The sequence below is a fragment of the Achromobacter sp. D7-1 genome (genome assembly GCF_059760445.1).
Genome location: NZ_JCBAMT010000002.1, coordinates 127,916 through 144,933 on the forward strand (window position 1 = coordinate 127,916; position 17,018 = coordinate 144,933).

At 62.6% G+C, this 17,018-nt stretch carries 17 protein-coding genes; 12 read left to right on the plus strand and 5 right to left on the minus strand.

The annotated features are described in order from the left end of the window. Window positions 1-100 precede the first annotated feature (100 nt). Both AC6LKD_RS01885 and AC6LKD_RS01890 read right to left on the minus strand, forming a co-directional pair. Window positions 101-1,585: a sensor histidine kinase gene (locus AC6LKD_RS01885; protein ID WP_498114877.1), complete on the minus strand. Its 1,485-nt coding sequence runs from the start codon at window positions 1,583-1,585 to the stop codon at window positions 101-103. Continuing rightward, on the minus strand, window positions 1,575-2,252 hold the full coding sequence (locus AC6LKD_RS01890; protein ID WP_013397059.1) for a response regulator: 678 nt from the start codon (window positions 2,250-2,252) through the stop codon (window positions 1,575-1,577). The genes AC6LKD_RS01885 and AC6LKD_RS01890 overlap by 11 nt, the downstream gene beginning before the upstream one ends. A 489-nt stretch (window positions 2,253-2,741) precedes the next feature. Here AC6LKD_RS01890 and AC6LKD_RS01895 point away from each other — a divergent pair, with 489 nt between their 5' ends. Continuing rightward, entirely contained in the window at window positions 2,742-4,109 is a 1,368-nt protein-coding gene (locus tag AC6LKD_RS01895) for a ClcB-like voltage-gated chloride channel protein (protein WP_492275688.1), read from the plus strand. A gap of 56 nt (window positions 4,110-4,165) precedes the next feature. On the opposite strand, the gene AC6LKD_RS01900 is transcribed toward AC6LKD_RS01895, so the two are convergent. Beyond that, complete coding sequence (locus tag AC6LKD_RS01900; RefSeq protein WP_492275689.1) at window positions 4,166-4,618, minus strand: GNAT family N-acetyltransferase; 453 nt, start codon at window positions 4,616-4,618, stop codon at window positions 4,166-4,168. A gap of 184 nt (window positions 4,619-4,802) precedes the next feature. Between AC6LKD_RS01900 and AC6LKD_RS01905 the strand changes: the two genes are divergently transcribed. Next, window positions 4,803-5,138: a hypothetical protein gene (locus tag AC6LKD_RS01905; protein ID WP_498114879.1), complete on the plus strand. Its 336-nt coding sequence runs from the start codon at window positions 4,803-4,805 to the stop codon at window positions 5,136-5,138. Window positions 5,139-5,162: 24 nt separating this feature from the next. Here the strand turns inward: AC6LKD_RS01905 and AC6LKD_RS01910 are convergent, their stop codons facing one another. After that, on the minus strand, window positions 5,163-5,720 hold the full coding sequence (locus tag AC6LKD_RS01910; RefSeq protein WP_013397063.1) for a hypothetical protein: 558 nt from the start codon (window positions 5,718-5,720) through the stop codon (window positions 5,163-5,165). Window positions 5,721-5,762: 42 nt separating this feature from the next. Here AC6LKD_RS01910 and AC6LKD_RS01915 point away from each other — a divergent pair, with 42 nt between their 5' ends. Beyond that, the gene (locus AC6LKD_RS01915) at window positions 5,763-6,119 is read left to right on the plus strand and encodes a hypothetical protein (RefSeq protein ID WP_013397064.1); all 357 of its coding nucleotides are present in this window, start codon (window positions 5,763-5,765) and stop codon (window positions 6,117-6,119) included. Window positions 6,120-6,157: 38 nt separating this feature from the next. On the opposite strand, the gene mnmE is transcribed toward AC6LKD_RS01915, so the two are convergent. Then, on the minus strand, window positions 6,158-7,510 hold the full coding sequence (gene mnmE / locus AC6LKD_RS01920) for a tRNA uridine-5-carboxymethylaminomethyl(34) synthesis GTPase MnmE (RefSeq protein ID WP_013397065.1): 1,353 nt from the start codon (window positions 7,508-7,510) through the stop codon (window positions 6,158-6,160). Between the two features lie 115 nt (window positions 7,511-7,625). On the opposite strand from mnmE, the gene AC6LKD_RS01925 reads away from it, so the two are divergent. From AC6LKD_RS01925 to AC6LKD_RS01965, 9 genes are all read left to right on the plus strand, one after another. Continuing rightward, window positions 7,626-9,212, plus strand: a complete 1,587-nt coding sequence (locus AC6LKD_RS01925; RefSeq protein WP_013397066.1) for an ABC transporter substrate-binding protein — start codon at window positions 7,626-7,628, stop codon at window positions 9,210-9,212. Between the two features lie 7 nt (window positions 9,213-9,219). Beyond that, the gene (locus tag AC6LKD_RS01930; protein WP_013397067.1) at window positions 9,220-10,194 is read left to right on the plus strand and encodes an ABC transporter permease; all 975 of its coding nucleotides are present in this window, start codon (window positions 9,220-9,222) and stop codon (window positions 10,192-10,194) included. Next, on the plus strand, window positions 10,191-11,111 hold the full coding sequence (locus AC6LKD_RS01935; protein ID WP_013397068.1) for an ABC transporter permease: 921 nt from the start codon (window positions 10,191-10,193) through the stop codon (window positions 11,109-11,111). The genes AC6LKD_RS01930 and AC6LKD_RS01935 overlap by 4 nt, the downstream gene beginning before the upstream one ends. An 11-nt stretch (window positions 11,112-11,122) precedes the next feature. Next, window positions 11,123-12,130, plus strand: a complete 1,008-nt coding sequence (locus AC6LKD_RS01940; protein WP_498114882.1) for an ABC transporter ATP-binding protein — start codon at window positions 11,123-11,125, stop codon at window positions 12,128-12,130. Further along, the gene (locus AC6LKD_RS01945; protein WP_013397070.1) at window positions 12,127-13,143 is read left to right on the plus strand and encodes an ABC transporter ATP-binding protein; all 1,017 of its coding nucleotides are present in this window, start codon (window positions 12,127-12,129) and stop codon (window positions 13,141-13,143) included. The genes AC6LKD_RS01940 and AC6LKD_RS01945 overlap by 4 nt, the downstream gene beginning before the upstream one ends. A gap of 42 nt (window positions 13,144-13,185) precedes the next feature. Next, window positions 13,186-14,385 (plus strand): M20 aminoacylase family protein, encoded by a 1,200-nt coding sequence (locus AC6LKD_RS01950; RefSeq protein ID WP_492275693.1) that lies wholly within the window; start codon window positions 13,186-13,188, stop codon window positions 14,383-14,385. A gap of 357 nt (window positions 14,386-14,742) precedes the next feature. Next, on the plus strand, window positions 14,743-15,138 hold the full coding sequence (locus AC6LKD_RS01955; protein ID WP_013397072.1) for a RidA family protein: 396 nt from the start codon (window positions 14,743-14,745) through the stop codon (window positions 15,136-15,138). A gap of 4 nt (window positions 15,139-15,142) precedes the next feature. Further along, window positions 15,143-15,994, plus strand: a complete 852-nt coding sequence (locus AC6LKD_RS01960) for a fumarylacetoacetate hydrolase family protein (RefSeq protein ID WP_013397073.1) — start codon at window positions 15,143-15,145, stop codon at window positions 15,992-15,994. A gap of 45 nt (window positions 15,995-16,039) precedes the next feature. Continuing rightward, window positions 16,040-16,996 carry a Bug family tripartite tricarboxylate transporter substrate binding protein gene (locus tag AC6LKD_RS01965; protein WP_013397074.1) on the plus strand — a complete coding sequence of 319 codons (957 nt, stop codon included), beginning with the start codon at window positions 16,040-16,042 and terminating at the stop codon, window positions 16,994-16,996. Window positions 16,997-17,018: the final 22 nt, after the last annotated feature.

The window sequence follows — 17,018 nt, forward strand, 5'->3', positions numbered from 1 at the left end:
ATAGGTCTAGGTATGGCTGGAAGCTCTGCTCAGACGGTTCTTTCCGCGATAACGGCCCCAGTGGACGCAACCGTACAAAAACAAAGCTTTCCAAAAGCTTTCAATTCCGGCTGTTTTCCTGATGCGGCGCAGCATCCTCCCGCATTTCCAGGGTAAACACCAATGCCGCCCTCAGGCCTGGCAACGGGACCCGGTTTTCCAGCTGTAGACGCGCCCCCAGAGTCTCGGCGATGGTCCCCACGATGGCGAGTCCCAGACCGGCGCCGGGCTTGTTTTTGCCCGCTGCTCCCCGCCGGAAGCGGATGCAGGCGCGGGCAATGTCTTCCGCCGACATGCCGGGGCCGTTGTCTTCGACCACCAGCCTGGCCTGCCCGGCTTCCACCTGGACCTTCACCGTGACCTCCCCCGCGGACGAGGTGTAACGGATGGCGTTGTCCACCAGGTTGCTGACCGCTTCCCGAAGCAGCCACTCCGCCCCCAGCACAGTAACCGGCCGGATATCGGCTTCCAGGCCGATGTCGAGCTGGCGGGCGCGGGCGGTCGGAAGCAGGCCACGGATGACCCCATCAGCCAGATCGACCAGGTCCACCGGTTCCGGGGTAAATCCGCCTTCGGCCAGGGAAGCGTCCTTAGCGCGCGCCAGGGCGAGCATTTGGTTGGTGGTGCGTGTGGCCCTGTCCAAGCCCTCTTGCATCGCCAGAAGGGCTGTACGGACCTCCTGGGGGTCTGTTTCGCGCAAGGCATAGGCCGTTTGGGTCCGCAAAACCGACAACGGCGTGCGCAACTGGTGCGACGCGTCGTCCAGGAACTGACTCTGGACCCTCGCCTGAGCCGCAAAACGGGCCATGTGGAGGTTTACGGCCGAGACTAGGGGTAGGACCTCACCTGGCATCTCCGAAGCGCTCACGGGGCTTAAATCGTCCGCAGAACGGCCTTCCACCTCCTGACGCAGCCTCACAAGGGGGCGCAGGGCCATGAAAACCCCCAGAATGATCACCAGGACGCTGATCAGGATCACGGCCAGGTCCCGCTCCACCGAGCGCACCAGCACCTGGTGCAGGAACGCCTGCCGGGTATCCAGGCCTTCGGCCACCTGCACGATAACCCGTCCCCCTTTATTCGCGTACAGGGGGGGATCCATCGGCCGGGCCAGGGCCGCAACCCGTACGGGCGTGCCCTGGTAATCGGCGTAGAAAAAGCGCGGCTCGCCAGAAACCAGGGGTTCGGCAGGCATGGGCAGGTCCGGATTGCCTATTTCCGCCAGCCCGTCCTCGGTGGCGACCCTGTAGAACACGCTGCCATTGGCCGTCAGCTCGAAAAATTCCAGCATCAGGTACGGCTGCTCCATGGCTAATCCACCGCTGGCTGTGGATATGTTGTGGTCGATGGCGCGCAGCGCTCCGGAAAGCGAGCGGTCGTAGGCAATGTCGACCTGGTTGCGCAACTGGTGGTTCGACAGCCAAAGCGCGCCCATCATCACGAAGACCAGCGTGGGGATCAGCCACCAGAGAAGCTGGGTCTTCAGGGTGCGATTGCGCTTTTTTGACGCGAAAAATCCCTTTTTTTCCGCACTTCTAGTTGTCAACAAGGTTCTCCAGGCAGTAGCCCATGCCTCGCATGGTCACGATTTGCACACCGGTATCCGCCAATTTTTTGCGCAAACGATGCACCACGACCTCGATGGCTTCCAGGTTGATGTCCGCATCGTCGGTCAGGATGCGGTCCAGGATCTGCTGCTTGTTGATGGGTTCACCGCTTTTCTGGATCAGTACTCGCAAAACCGAGTGCTCACGTGGGGATAACTGCAAGGGCTGTCCATTGACCGTGAATTTTTGAGCGGAAGTTTCGAAAACCAGGTTTCCCAGGGTGAGTCGCGGGTGTTCGCGTCCGCGGCTGCGCCGGATCAGTGCGATCAATCGCGCTTCCAACTCTTCCACAACAAACGGTTTTGGCAGGAAATCGTCTGCTCCCTGGTGGAGTGTCCCGATTTTTTCGGCCAGCGAATCGCGCGCGGTCAAGACCAGCACCGGCGTACGGTCGTCCCGCGCGCGGATCTTCGCCAGCAAAGCATGGCCATCCATGCCCGGAAGTCCCAGGTCCAGGATGACCGCGTCGAATTCTTCCATCGCCAGTCTTCTTTCGGCGACCAATCCGTCATCAGCCCACTCAACCACGAAACCCGCGTGTCTCGCCAGGCTTCTTGAAAGCCAGCGGGCAAGTTCGGCTTCGTCTTCTATCAGGAGGATGCGCATGGACGGAGTCCGGGGGGGAATGGCTGGGCGGAATGGGAGAGCATGTTTGGCTTTTCCTTTATTTCTCTTTATATAAAGACTAATGATTAATAAGGCCTGTGGATAACTACCTTAACCTTGAAAACCTCTTTTTTTTCATCAGCTTGCAGCCGTTTTTGCCTGTGCAAGAACTCTGTGTGGGAAAAAAGCTGAAGTTGGACAAGATTTTGGACCCTGTCCGAAACCCCTGCTTGTTCAACTTGCCTCCACAAAATGTGCACAAGGCGGCTACTTAGGAGTTATCCACAGGGCCTTTCTGCCGGACGAGCTCCAAAAGCGGCACTTTTACCCCGAAAAACGTCCGGTTGCCACCCTGTTTTTTTGCCCTTCTGGAGGCGTTTGGAGGCGCTCCAAGGCGTTCGCGGAAAGCGGGATTCGAGGGGAGACGCGTAGCCATTCTTGACTGGGAACTGAACAAAAAGTGAGCAGGTTCCGCCGTAGAATTCCGCCATGGCGACAGAAATCAGAATCAAGAAATCGGGTTGGGCAATCTGGCTGAGAAGCCGTTTGCTGGCGGACAATTTGCCGGCCACGCTGTGCGCCGCGGCGCTGATGGGCCTGTTGGGGGCGCTGGCCACCGTGGTCTTCCGGGAAATGCTGGGGTGGGCGCAGATGCTGCTCGGCGGCGTAGATGCGCCGCATGGCATGGTGTCAGTCGCCCGGGGGCTGAGCCCATGGCAACGCTTCCTGATGCCGGCCATAGGCGGCGCCGTAGCCGGCCTCATCCTGCAGATGGCGGCCAGATGGCTGCCCAAGCGCGGCGCGGCGGACTATATGGAGGCGATTTCCATCGGCCGCGGGGTCATCGGTTTCCGCCAGACGGTTGCGCGCAGCCTGTCGTCGATTTTTTCCATCGGCTCCGGCGCCTCCATCGGCCGTGAGGGACCCATGGTGCAGTTGGCGGCGATGTTGTCATCCCTGACGGGACGTTATCTGGTGCTGCCGCCGCGGCATTTGCGTTTATTGGTCGCCTGCGGCGCCACGGCGGGGATCACTTCCGCCTACAACGCGCCCATTGCCGGCGCCCTGTTCATTTCCGAGATCGTTTTTGGAGCGATCGCTTCGGCCACGTTGGTGCCGCTGGTCGTATCGTCGGTCGTGGCGAACATAGTGACGCGCCAGATCCTGCATTACGACGCGGTTTTTCATATGCCGCCCTTCACTTTCGTCTCCGGATGGGAAGTCATCAACTATCTGGGGTTGGGGGCGATCGCAGGCCTGGCGGCGCCCCAATTCCTGCGTTTCCTGGACACGGCGCGTGCCGCGTTCGGTCGCGTGCCCGCGCCGCTGTGGGTACGCATGGCATTGGGCGGCCTGATCGTCGGCGCCTTGTCGGTGGTGAATCCCGAGGTATGGGGCAATGGCTACAGCGTGGTCAACAGCATGTTGCATACGCAATGGGCCTGGCAGGCGGTGGCCGCCATTCTGCTGTTGAAAACGCTGGCCACCGCGGCCAGCGTGGGGTCGGGCGCGGTGGGCGGGGTGTTCACGCCCACGCTGTTCGTGGGGGCGGCGCTGGGCGCCCTGTACGGGACCGGCCTGCAGGCCTTGTTTCCCGCGGGCGATCTGTCGGCGGTATCCAGTTATGCAGTGGTCGGCATGGGGGCTTTGCTGGCTGCCACCACCTATGCGCCATTGATGTCCATACTGATGATTTTCGAGATGACGCTCAGCTATGAAGTCATGCTGCCGCTGATGCTGGCCTGCATTACGGGTTACGTGATCGCGCATCGCATACGGCCGGAATCGGTGTACGCGAAATCTCTGGCCAGCAATCGGCGCGCACAACGCGTCGTGGCGAGGGAGCGCGAAGAGTGATCAAGTTTCAATAATACGAGCAAATATTCGTATTTTATTTTGTTGAGAAAGGCCCTTTAAATAAGGGCCTTTTTCATGAAGACGCGTTTCAAACCTATCTCTTCGGCTCGATGGGTCTCCACATACCCGTATCGCGTGTAGATAGCGATGTTCTCGGTCATTTTCTCTTGGGTGTACAGACGAATGCAGTCATACCCCGCCCGGCGCGCCGCGTCTTCGGCGAACAGCATCAGGTCGCGGCCATAGCCTTTGCCCTGCGCTTGCGGCGCCACCGCGATGTTGTCCAGCAGCAGGCAATCGTCTTCGTGAATCAGGACCAGGACACCCTGCACAGCATCCTGCGCCCGCAATACATGGACCAAGCCCTGCGCGACCCGGGCCAGATAATCATCCCGCATCGGCCCGGGTATCGCGCCAATGCGGGCGACATAGGGTCCGTAGGCTTGCGCCACGATCCGCTCGATGTCGGGCAGGTCTTCGGAGGTGGCGAGGCGTATGTCGGGGGGCATGCGAATTCCAGATAGTGCGCTGCTCGGCGTGGGCGGATTTCCCAGGAATATAGGACGTTAAGACCGTCGCAGGATTGTTTTGCCAAATAGTTATAAAATTTATAACTAATAGTTCGCGTGTATACCCCGAAGATGATGTGCGATCACCGAAGAAAATGCTGAGTGATCCCGCAAAGGAGTGTCAATGGCACCTAATACGTCTTTCCCGGTGAATGGCGCGTCCGACAACCTGTGGGATGAGTATGCAAAGTTCCACGAGGCTTGCTCAGGCGTGCTGGATCGGGTCGAGCAGCACAGGGATAGCGGCATCGCCTTGTCGGAAAGTGAGTTGTCGGAGCTGAGCACCATGGCGCTCAACCTCAACGCGTTTGGGCGGATGTTGCATGGCAAAAGAGCGCGGGAAATGCGTCAGCTGGCCGACCGCGCCGAACGCGTGTTGGGTCACGCCGAAGCGTCGCCTCGCGCCCAGATCAAGGAAGAGAGCGAGTCCGAGGACAACTCTGCCGCAGTGACGGGCTGAGCCTGAGCGCAGGACCATGTATTGTCATGCGGGCCGCCGGCGCAGGAGTGAGCGCCCCATGGCCCCGATCATCTTGAGCGTGTACAACACGAACAAGGATCCAGTAATGTCTCCGGTCAGCATCGCGATGAAGCCGTCCGCGAGCGCGGACCTTTCTCCCTGCAGAAAGAACCAGAGATGGTGAATCGCCGTGTTCATCAGTGCATAGACTACGGCGCAAATCAGCAGGCGCCAGGCGGTGAGATTGCCCAGGTCCGGCTGCAGCCGCAACGCCGATCTGGCCCAGCGGTAAGCCAGATAGGGAGCGGCGGCGGCCATGATGCCGCCCGCCACCGAGCGCAGGACGTCGTCGGGAAAATAATAGAAAAAGCAGGCCAGCCAGGATCCCGCCAACAGGCCCAGCGCCGCTGGCAGGCCGAACAGCAGCGTGCATATCAGGCGCACGCCTGCTGGCAGATAGATCCAGTTGATGCCGCGCACAAACTCAAGGTTGGTGAAAACCCACTCATTGACTGCCAGACTGCCCAGGAACAGTGCCATCGTCACCAGAGCCCATTTGCCCTGATCTAGAATGTTCTCCATGCCTCGAATTCCGCCGCTTATCGGTCGCTGCGTCCATTATCCATGAAAGAAAAAAAGAGACCTGCCGATATCTACCTGCGCTTTCTGCGCCTGGCCGATGCGCTGCGCGGCCTGCCTTCCTTGCCGTCGCTCGATCCCATGGAAGAACGCATACTCACGCTGATAGCGCGGGCATCGCAGGAACAGCGCCGCTTGTCCGTGCGCGACGTGATGGCGGTGGACAGCATAGGCTCGCCCGCGACTTTGCATGCGCGCTTGAAATCCATGCGTGAGAAAGGCTGGGTGCTGCTTGTCGATACCGAAGATGCGCGCCGCAAGCAGGTTGAATTGAGCCAGGCCGCGCTGTCGCATTTCGACCGCTTGTCCGAATGCCTGGTGGAAGCGGCGCGCAAGCACTGAATGCCGGGCTGCGGCGCTGCAACACGCGATAGCGCGGCTTATTTCCCGATGCAGAAGCTCGAGAAAATCTCGCCCAGCAGATCGTCGCTGGTGAACTTGCCCGTGATGCTGGACAGGCTGTCATGCGCCAGCCGCAGTTCTTCCGCAAACAGGTCCAGCACCCGGTCGTCCTGCTCCGCATGCGCGCCGGCAAGTTCCAGGTGCTCCGCCGCATCCTGCAGGGCGTGCAGATGCCGTTCGCGCGCCAGCCAGGGGGATTCGCCCCCGGGATTCCAGCCGGCGATACGCAGCAACTCCGCGCGCAGTTCGTCCAGACCCGCGCCGCGCTTGGCCGAGATGCCTAGTTCCTGAGGGCCGGCAGCAAAGGGTGTGGATAACAGGTCCACCTTGTTGAAAACCTTGAGCACCGGCGTGCGCGGCGGCAGGCGCGCGGTGATCTGCGCGTCGAGCTCGTCGCCGGGCTGGGTGGCATCCTGCAGATGCAGGATCACGTCGGCGCGTTCGATCTCCTGCCAGGTACGCGCGATGCCTATGCTTTCCACCGTGTCCTCGGTTTCCCTGAGGCCCGCCGTATCGACGATGTGCAGCGGCACGCCGTCGATGTGGATCTCCTGCACCACCTTGTCGCGCGTCGTGCCCGCGATCGGCGTGACGATGGCGATGTCGTCGCCGGCCAGCGCGTTGAGCAGGCTGGACTTGCCCACATTGGGTTGGCCGGCCAACACCACGTGCAGGCCTTCGCGCAGGATCACACCCTGGCGCGCCTGCGCGATCAGCTTGGAGAGATCGGCGGTCAAGGCTTCCAGGGTAGGACGGGCTTGATACTTTTCGAGGAAGTCGATCTCTTCTTCGGGGAAATCCAGGGTTGCTTCGACCAGCATGCGCAAATGGATAATGCGGTCCGACAGGTCGTTCACGCGCGCGGAAAAATCGCCCGACAGCGATGCCATGGCGCCGCGCGCCGCGGCCACCGACGAGGCCTCGATCAAATCGGCTACGGCTTCTGCCTGAGCCAGGTCCATGCGGTCGTTGAGGAAGGCGCGGCGCGTGAATTCGCCGGGTTCGGCCAGCCGGATGTCGAGGTCGCGGCCTGCGGCCAGGCAGCTTTCCAGTACGCGGCGCAGTACGGCCGGGCCGCCATGCCCTTGCAGTTCGAGCACGTCTTCGCCGGTATAGGAATGCGGCGCGCGGAAGTAGATGGCGATGCCTTCGTCCAGCAATTCGCCGGCGCCGGATTTGAACGGCAGGTAGTGCGCATGGCGCGGCGTCAGTTCGCGCTGGAACAGGCGGCGTACGAGTTCGGACAGGTCCGTGCCGGAGATGCGGACGACGCCGATACCGCCTCTTCCGGGGGCGGTTGCGATGGCGGCGATGGGGGCGTAGGCGGACATATTTCGGGCAAGGCGAGGCGAGAACAATAAGGGAATATAACTGTTGCGCCGTCCCTTGTTTGCTGGTTAATGTGGCCCGGAGGTTCAAAACCCGAAACAATCCAGGGAGATCACAATGGCATCTCGGTTTTCGCGTGTCTTGGCCTGCGGCTCAGCCGCGGTGATATTGGCCTTCGGCACATTCAGTTCGGCTATGGCCCGCGATCTGGTGATCGCCCTGAAGACCGAGCCGTCCTCGATGGATCCGCAGTATCACGCGCTCACGCCCAATACGCAGATCTCCCAGACCATTTTCGATACCCTGGTTGCCACCGACGCGCAGCTCAAACCGCAGCCCGCGCTGGCCGAGTCCTGGACCGTGGACGGCAAGGTGTGGACCTTCAAACTGCGTCCCAATGTGAAGTTCTCCGACGGCACGCCGTTCACCGCGGAAGACGTGGTCTTTACTTATGCGCGTGTGCCCAAGGTGCCCAACAGCCCTTCGCCCTTCACGCTGTATCTGGGCTCGGTCGAGAAGACCGAAGCGGTCGATGCCAGCACCGTGCGCATCACCACCAAGGACGTGGCGCCGAACCTGCTGGTGAACCTGGCGCAATTGCCCATCATGTCGAAGAAGGCGGCGTCCGGCCCGGCCGCGGAAGGCAAGACGACCACCGAACTCAATAGCGGCGACGGCCTGATCGGCACCGGTCCCTACAAGTTCGTGTCGTGGAAGCGTGGCGCTGAATTCGTGCTGGCGCGCAACGACAATTATTGGGGCAAGAAGCCCGAATGGGATCGGGTGGTCTACCGCCCCATCAGCAACGCGGCGGCGCGCGTGGCCGCGCTGCTTGCCGGCGACGTCGACATGATCGAGGATCCTCCGACCGATGACCTGCCCAAGCTGAAGGGCGACAAGAAGCTATATGTGGAAGAAACGCCGTCGGTACGCGTTGTGTACCTGGCGCTGGATCAGTTCGCCGAACCGTCGCCCGGCGTGCAAGGCACCGACAAGAACCCCATGAAGGACAAGCGCGTGCGCGAGGCGCTGTCATTGGCGATCAACCGCGATGCGCTGGTCGAGCGCGTGATGGGCGGCGTGGCGCTGCCCGCAGGCAATCTGCTGCCCTACCCCATGTTCGGTTCCAGCAAGGAACATTCCAAGGCGCCCAAGGCCGACGTGGAAAAGGCCAAGGCGCTGCTGAAGGAAGCGGGCTATCCCAATGGATTCTCCATCACGCTGGGTTCGCCGTCGGGCCGCTATGTCAACGATTCGAAGGTGGCGCAGGCAATTGCGTCGATGTGGACCCGCATCGGCGTGAAGACCAGTGTGGATGCAATGGCGCCCCCGGTGTTCTTCAAGAACCGCGACAGCTATGCGTTCTCGGCCTATCTGGCGGGCTGGTCCGTGACCAGCGGCGAGATGTCCAACGCGCTGACGTCGTTGCTGGTGACGCGCAATCCGGAAGCGGGCCTGGGCACCACCAACCGCAGCCGCTATTCCAACCCCAATATGGACGCGCTGGTGAAGGAAGCCTCGTCCACCATGGACGACGCCAAGCGCGCGGACCTGTTGTCCAAGGCCAGCAACATCGCCATGGACGACTACGCCATGCTGCCGGTGCATTTTGAACTGTCGGTATGGGCGATGAAGAGCGACATCCGCTATCAGGGCCGTCCCGACCAGGTCACGCTCGCGCAGTTTGCAACGCTGAAGAAGTAAGGCGCTAGTGCTTGCAACAATCGTAAGAAGGCTGCTGCAGACCATCGTCGTCATGCTCGTCATGTCGGCGCTGGTCTTCGCCGGCATCTACATGGTGGGCGATCCGGTGTCGATGCTGGCGAGCCCCGAGGCCACCGAGGCGCAACGCGCCGCGGTGCGCGCATCGCTGGGCCTGGACCTGCCGCTCTGGCGGCAATACCTGATCTTCATGGGCCAGGCGGTGCGCGGCGATTTCGGCAATAGCTTCCTGACGGGCGAACCGGCCATGAGGCTGATCCTGGAGCGCATGCCGGCCACCGTGGAGCTGGCCTGTGTGGCCATGCTGCTGTCGGTGCTGATCGGCGTGCCGCTGGGCATCCTGGCGGGCCTGAAGCCCAAGGCGGTCGGTTCGCGCGCCATCATGACAGGCTCGGTGCTGGGCTTTTCGCTGCCCAACTTCTGGGTCGGCCTGATGCTCATCATGGTGTTCGCGGTGATCCTGGGCTGGGTGCCGGCGGGCGGGCGCGGCCAGACCGTCAGCATCGGCTCGCTGCAGCTCAGCGTGTTGACCTTTGACGGCTGGCTGAGCTTGGCGCTGCCCGCGGCCACGATCGCAATCGCCAAGTGCGCAATGATCATCCGCGTGACGCGGGCGGCCACGCGCGAAGCCTTGCCCATGGACTACATCAAGTTCGCGCGCGCCAAGGGCTTGTCTGAAAAGCGCGTGTTGGGCGTGCATCTGCTCAAGAACATTCTGATCCCGGTGGTGACGGTGGCAGGCCTTGAATTCGGCCAGGTGATGGCGTTCGCCGTCGTCACCGAGACCGTGTTTTCTTGGCCGGGCATGGGCAAGCTGCTGATCGATTCCATCATCAATCTGGATCGTCCGGTGGTGGTCGCATACCTGCTCTTGATCGTGTTCTTCCTGGTCATGTTGAATCTGGTGGTGGACATCATCTACACGGTGCTGGACCCCCGCGTACGCTTGGATAGCCGCCGATGAACACACCCGCCACCGCCGCCGCGCCGCCGGTTCAGGCCAAGGAGCAAACACCCTGGCGCCGCTTCCTGTCGGATTTCTTCGCCAGCAAGCTGGCCACGCTGGGCCTGATCATGCTGGTCCTGATCGTGGGCGCGGCGCTGCTTGCGCCGTGGATCGCGCCGCAGAATCCCTATGACCTGGCGACGCTGGACATCATGGATTCCAAGCTCAAGCCGGGCAGCGAAAGCGGCGACGGCAGCATGCGCTATTGGCTGGGCACCGACGGCCTGGCGCGCGACTTGTTTTCGGCGATTCTGTACGGCATGCGCACCAGCCTGCTGGTGGCCAGCGTGTCGGTGCTCGCGGCATTCGGCATCGGCGCCACGGTGGGTCTGGTGGCGGCCTATTTCGGCGGCCGCATCGATGCCTTGCTGATGCGGATTGTGGATATCCAGTTGTCGTTCCCCGCCATTCTGGTTGCACTGATGCTGCTGGCGATTCTGGGCAAGGGTGTGGATAAGGTGATCATCGCGCTGATCGTGGTGCAGTGGGCGTACTTCGCGCGCGCCGCGCGCGGCGCGGCGCTGGTCGAACGCGGCAAGGAATACGTGGAGGCAGCGCGCTGCATGTCGCTGTCCTGGGGGCGCGTGCTGTTCCGCCATGTGCTGCCGAACTGTATGCCGCCCTTGATCGTGATCGCCACCATCGATCTGGCGCACGCTATCGCGCTCGAAGCCACGCTGTCATTCCTGGGCGTTGGCGTGCCGGTGACGGAGCCGTCGCTGGGCATGCTGATCTACAACGGATTCGAGTACCTGCTGTCCGGCCAGTACTGGATTTCCTTCTTCCCGGGCATTGCGCTGGCGCTGGCCATCGTCGCCATCAACCTGGTGGGCGACCATCTGCGCGATGTGCTCAACCCGCGCCACGCGAACTGAGGGCGGGTGCGATGCAGACTCCTGTGGAAAAGTCCTTGTCGGCACCCACGCCCATTCTTGAGGTGCATGGCCTGAAGACGCATTTCTTCACGCGCAACGGCGTGGTGAAGGCGGTGGATGGCGTGGACCTGACGCTGGCTGAAGGCGAGATCCTGGGGCTGGTAGGCGAATCGGGATCGGGCAAGAGCATCACCGGCTTTTCGCTGATGGGGCTGCTGGATGAGCCGGGTCGCATCGTCGACGGCACCTTGCGGTTCAACGGCGAAGACCTGCGCACCGCAACGCCCGCGCGCTGGCGTGCGATCAGGGGCCAGGAGATCGCCATGATCTTTCAGGATCCCATGATGACCCTGAATCCGGTGCTGCGCGTCGATACGCAGATGATCGAGGCGGTGCAGGCGCATGGCAAGGTATCGCGCGAGCAGGCGCGCCAGCGCGCCGTGCAGACGCTGGCCATGGTGGGCATCCCTTCGCCCGAGGAGCGGCTGCGCACCTATCCGCATCAGTTGTCCGGCGGCATGCGGCAGCGCGTGGCGATCGCGATCGCGCTGTTGAATTCGCCGCGCATGATCATCGCCGACGAGCCCACCACCGCGCTCGACGTGACCATACAAGGGCAGATCCTGTTCGAAGTGCAGAAGCTGTGCCGCGAGACCGGCACGGCGCTCATCTGGATCACGCATGACCTGGCGGTGGTGGCGGGCCTGGCGGATCGCGTCGCGGTCATGTATGCGGGCCGCGTGGTGGAAACGGGCAGCACGCAGGCCGTCATCAGCCATCCCATGCATCCCTACACGCATGGCTTGATCGCTTCCATTCCCACGCCCGAATCCCGCGGCAAGCCGTTGGTTCCGATTCCGGGCATGACGCCGTCGCTGCTCAACCTGCCGCAAGGCTGTGCGTTCCGCGGGCGCTGTCCGCGCGCTACCGACGCCTGTCTGGTCGAACCGCAGCCGGTGGAAGTGCGCCCGGCGCAATGGGTGCGTTGCTGGCATGCCGGAGGACCAGACATCAAATGAGCGCAGCAGAACGCGAGTCCGCGGTTCCCATCCTGTCGCTGCGCGAGGTCGAGCTGCGTTTCGTGCAGCCGGTGGACCTGGCAGGCCGCATCGCCAACCTGTTGGGCGCCGGCTTGAAGACGCAGGTCGTGCATGCGGTGGCCGGCGTCGACCTGGATGTGCGGCAAGGCGAAGTGATAGGCATCGTCGGCGAATCGGGCTGCGGCAAATCCACGCTGGGCCGCATCGTGTCCGGCATCCTGCCGCCGACCGCGGGCGAGGTCAGCTACAAGGGCAAGGCTGTGAAGGCCATGGCGGGCCCGGAGCGGCGCGCCTATGAGTTGGGCGTGCAGATGATCTTCCAGGATCCCTATGCCTCGTTGAATCCGCGCATGCGCGTGCGCGAGATCATCGGCGAGGCGCCCGTGGCGCACGGCCTGGTCCGCGCGCGCGACAAGGCTGAATATGTGGCCGGGCTGATGCGCCAGGTCGGGCTGGATCCGGCTTTTGCACAGCGTTATCCCCATCAATTCTCCGGCGGCCAGAGGCAACGCGTAGGAATTGCGCGGGCCCTGGCGCTCAAGCCTTCGGTCATCGTCTGCGACGAGGCGGTCGCGGCGCTGGACGTTTCGATCCAGGCCCAGGTGCTTAATCTGTTCGAACAGTTGCGCGCCGACCTGGACCTGACCTATCTTTTTATCAGCCACAACCTCAGCGTGGTCAGCCACATATCGGACCGCGTGGCCATCATGTACCTGGGCCGCGTGGTGGAGCTGGCGCCCACCGACACGGTCTTCCGGCGCGCCAACCATCCGTACACGCAGGCCTTGCTGAAGGAACTGCCGACGCTGCAGCCGGGGCGGCGCACTTACCAGCCCATCAAGGGTGAGCTGCCGTCGCCGCTGGATCCGCCGGCGGGCTGCGCGTTCCACCCCCGCTGCCCGCATGCCATGCCGCGCTGCAAGACGGAGCGGCCGCTGTTGCGGGAAGTTGCGCCGGGACAGTTCAGCGCCTGCCATCTGAACGATGCGTGAAACCAAATACTTGAACCCAACTATTACGCCTTATCCACAGCCATGAAAACCATAGACGAAATCGAACGCGCCCACGGCGACCTCACTGCCTTGCGCCGCGATATCCACGCCCATCCTGAACTCGCCTTCCAGGAAACGCGCACGTCGACGCTGGTGGCGGAGCGTTTGCGCGGCTGGGGCCTGGAAGTCCACACCGGGCTGGGGAAAACCGGTGTGGTGGGCATATTGCGCGGCGGCAGCGGCAAGAAGACGATAGGCCTGCGTGCCGACATGGACGCGCTGCCCATGCCGGAGCACAACCGCTTCGCGCACAAGTCCACCATCAGCGGACGCATGCATGGCTGTGGCCATGACGGGCACACGACGATGCTGCTGGGGGCGGCGCAGTACCTGTCCACCCATCGCGATTTCGACGGCACGGTGGTGTTCATATTCCAGCCGGCCGAAGAAGGCGGCAACGCCGGCGCGCGCGCCATGATGCAGGACGGCCTGTTCGAGAAATTTCCCTGCGACGCGGTATTCGGCATCCACAACATGCCCGGCATGCCGGTCAACCAGTTTGGGTTCCGCGCAGGACCGACCATGGCCTCCAGCAACCGCTGGGACATCGTCATCAAGGGCGTGGGTGGCCACGCGGCGCAGCCGCACGCATCGGTGGACCCCATCATCGTCGCGGCCGACATGGTGCACGCCCTGCAGACGGTGATCTCGCGCGGCAAGAATCCGCTGGATCAGGCCGTGCTGTCGATCACGCAGATCCACGCGGGCGACGCCTACAACGTGATTCCCGGCGAAGCCGTGCTGCGCGGCACCGTGCGCACGTATTCGGTAGAGACCCTGGACAAGATCGAGGCCGACATGCGCCGCATCGCGACCACCTTGCCGCAGGTATATGGCGGCACAGGGGAACTGGATTTCGTGCGCGCGTATCCGCCGCTGGTCAACTGGGAAAAGGAAACCGCCTTCGCCGCCCAGGTGGCCGAAGACGCCTTCGGCGCTGAAAATGTGCAGCGCGAAATGCCCCCCTTCATGGGTGCGGAGGACTTCTCCTTCTTTCTGGAAGCGGTGCCGGGGACTTACTTGTTCCTGGGCAATGGCGACGGCGACCACCGCATGGAAACCTATCACGGCATGGGTCCGTGCCAGCTGCACAATCCGAATTACGACTTCAATGACGCCCTGCTGCCGGTGGGCGCGACTTATTGGGTGAAACTGGTGCAGGCGTTTCTGCCGAAGTCCTGACCCACGCAAGTCATTGATTTAAAAGGCGCAGACTTTCAAAGGTCTGCGCCTTTTTCATGGCGTGGCCGAGTTGTGCACAGCCTGTCCACTGGCTATTCACCGCCTATCCACCGGGATATCCCCCGGCAATCCACCGCTTTTCCCGAGCTTGCCACCAGGCTTATCCCAAGACTTATCCACAGGCTTCGCCGCGCGCTACACCGGCGAAATTCTCCCGTTCCAAGGGTAAATGCGTATGTCCGCGAGTCCGGCTCGGCCTTGACTCATTTGGGCGCGCCAGCCTAGCATTGATATAACTGTGAAATATCACTGTTATTTTAATTGGCCGTTCCCACCCTACCTTGAACAGGAAATCCCATGGTCCACAAAGTACGCATCACCAGCCCCCACGTCGCCGAAGCCGAACCCGGCCTGTGGTCCAACTGCCTGCGCGTGAAAGATTCGGTTTATCTGTCTGGGCTGACCGCCCGCGCCAACGACGGCACGACGATCCAGGGCGCGGATGCCTATGAACAGGCCCAGGTCATCTTTGCAAAGATGAAGCATCTGCTGGAAGCCGCAGGCGGCCAGATCGACGACATGGTGACGATGACGATCTTCCTGACCAACATGGCGGACAACCAGCAGGTGTGGAAGGCGCGCCGCGAATTCTTCAGCGGTGATTTCCCCGCCTGCGCACTGGTGCAGGTATCCGCCCTGGCCAAGCCCGAGATCCTGGTGGAAATCCAGGGCCAGGCGCGTCTCGCGGACTGACACCATGAAAATTGTTCGCTATGCCAGCGAGTCCGGCCCGGTATTGGGCCGGCTGGATGGCCAGGCCATTACGCCCTTCCAGGGCGTGGCAGACGTACAGGCGCTGCTAAGCAATGTCGTGCAGGCCAGCGGCGCGGCGGTGCCGCTGGAGTCGGTGCGTCTGCTTGCGCCCATCATCCCGCAGCGCAATGTGTTCTGCGTGGGCTGGAACTATCTCAAGCACTACGACGAAAGCAAAGGCAAGCGCGAAGGGCAGGAGGTCGAACTGCCTGAGCGCCCTACCTTCTTCAGCAAGCTGCCCACCACGGTCGTGGGGCCGCGCGACAGCGTGCCGCTGCACGAGGCCTATACCGCCAAGCTGGACTGGGAGGTCGAGCTGGCCGTGGTGATCGGCAAGGAGGGACGCGATATCGCCGAAGCCGATGCCCTCAGCCATGTGTTCGGCTATACGGTAGCCAATGACCTCAGCGCGCGCGATCTGCAACGCGCGCACGGCGCGCAATGGTTCAAGGGCAAGAGCCTGGACGCGACCTGCCCGATGGGGCCGGTCCTGATCACCGTGGATGAAATCGGCGACCCGCAGAATCTCGCCCTGGGCTGCGAGGTCAATGGCGTGCGCATGCAGCATGGCCACACACGCAACCAGATCTTCAGCGTGGCGCGTGTGATCGCCGAGCTGTCGCAAGGACTCACTCTGCTGCCGGGCGACGTCATCCTGACCGGCACGCCCGAGGGGATAGGCGCGGCTCGCCAACCCCCCGTGTTCCTGGCTGACGGCGACGTCGTGGAATGTTGGGTGGAAGGCATAGGCTCATTGCGCAACGTCGTGCGAGCGGGCCTGCGCTACGCGGAATAAGCCGACGAGCGTTCGGCACCGATGAAAAATCAAGGGGTAGATATCATGAAGAAAACCGTACTGTTAGTCGCGCTGGGGCTGGCCAGCGTGAACGCCGCCGCCGACACTTTCCCGTCGCAGCCCATGACGTTGATCGTGCCGTACACCGCGGGCGGTTCCTCGGACGCGCTGGCGCGGGCGCTGGCCAAGGCCATTGCCAAGAACAACGGCGCCAACATCATTGTCGAAAACCGTCCTGGCGGCAGCACCGTGATAGGCGCGCAGACCTTGCTGGGCAAGCCCGCAGACGGCAACACCGTCCTGTTGATCGCGGCGAGCTTCGTCATCAATCCCTACTTGCTGAACCAGTTGCCCTATGACAGCGTGAAGGACTTCCAGCCGGTCACGCAGTTGGCGTCCAACCCGCATGTGCTGGTGGTCGGACCCAAGGTCCCGGCCGGCGATCTGAAGGCGTTTCTGGCGTGGGCCAAGGAACAGGGCGACAAGGCGACCTTCTCTTCGTTCGGCAATGGTTCATCGGGCCACCTGGGCTTCGAGATGCTGAAAAAGCAGGCCGGCCTGGGCATGATGCACGTGCCATACAAGGGCGCGGCGCCGGCCACCATGGCGGTGCTGAGCGGCGAAGTGGATGCGACCCTGGGGGACGTGGGCGTGGTCGCGCCGCATATCCAGGCGGGCAAGCTGCGCGCCCTCGCGGTGGCTGGAAGCGTACGCACGCCAGCACTGCCCGATGTGCCGACCTTTGCCGAGGCCGGCTTGCAGGGTTTCGAATCGCAAACCTGGATGGGGCTGCTGACGCGTAGCGGCGTGCCCGCGGAACGGGTGCAGCGCCTGAACCAGATGTACTCGGCAGCGCTGCAGGACGCCGACGTGCGCCAGATCCTGGCACAGCAGGGCATGGTGGCGGCGGCCTCCGCCCCGGACACGTTTGCGGCCTTCATGAAAGCGGAATCCGCCAAATATGGGCAGGCCATCAAGGATGGCAACGTGCGCATCGATTGAGGAAACGCTGGTCCGCCCGCAC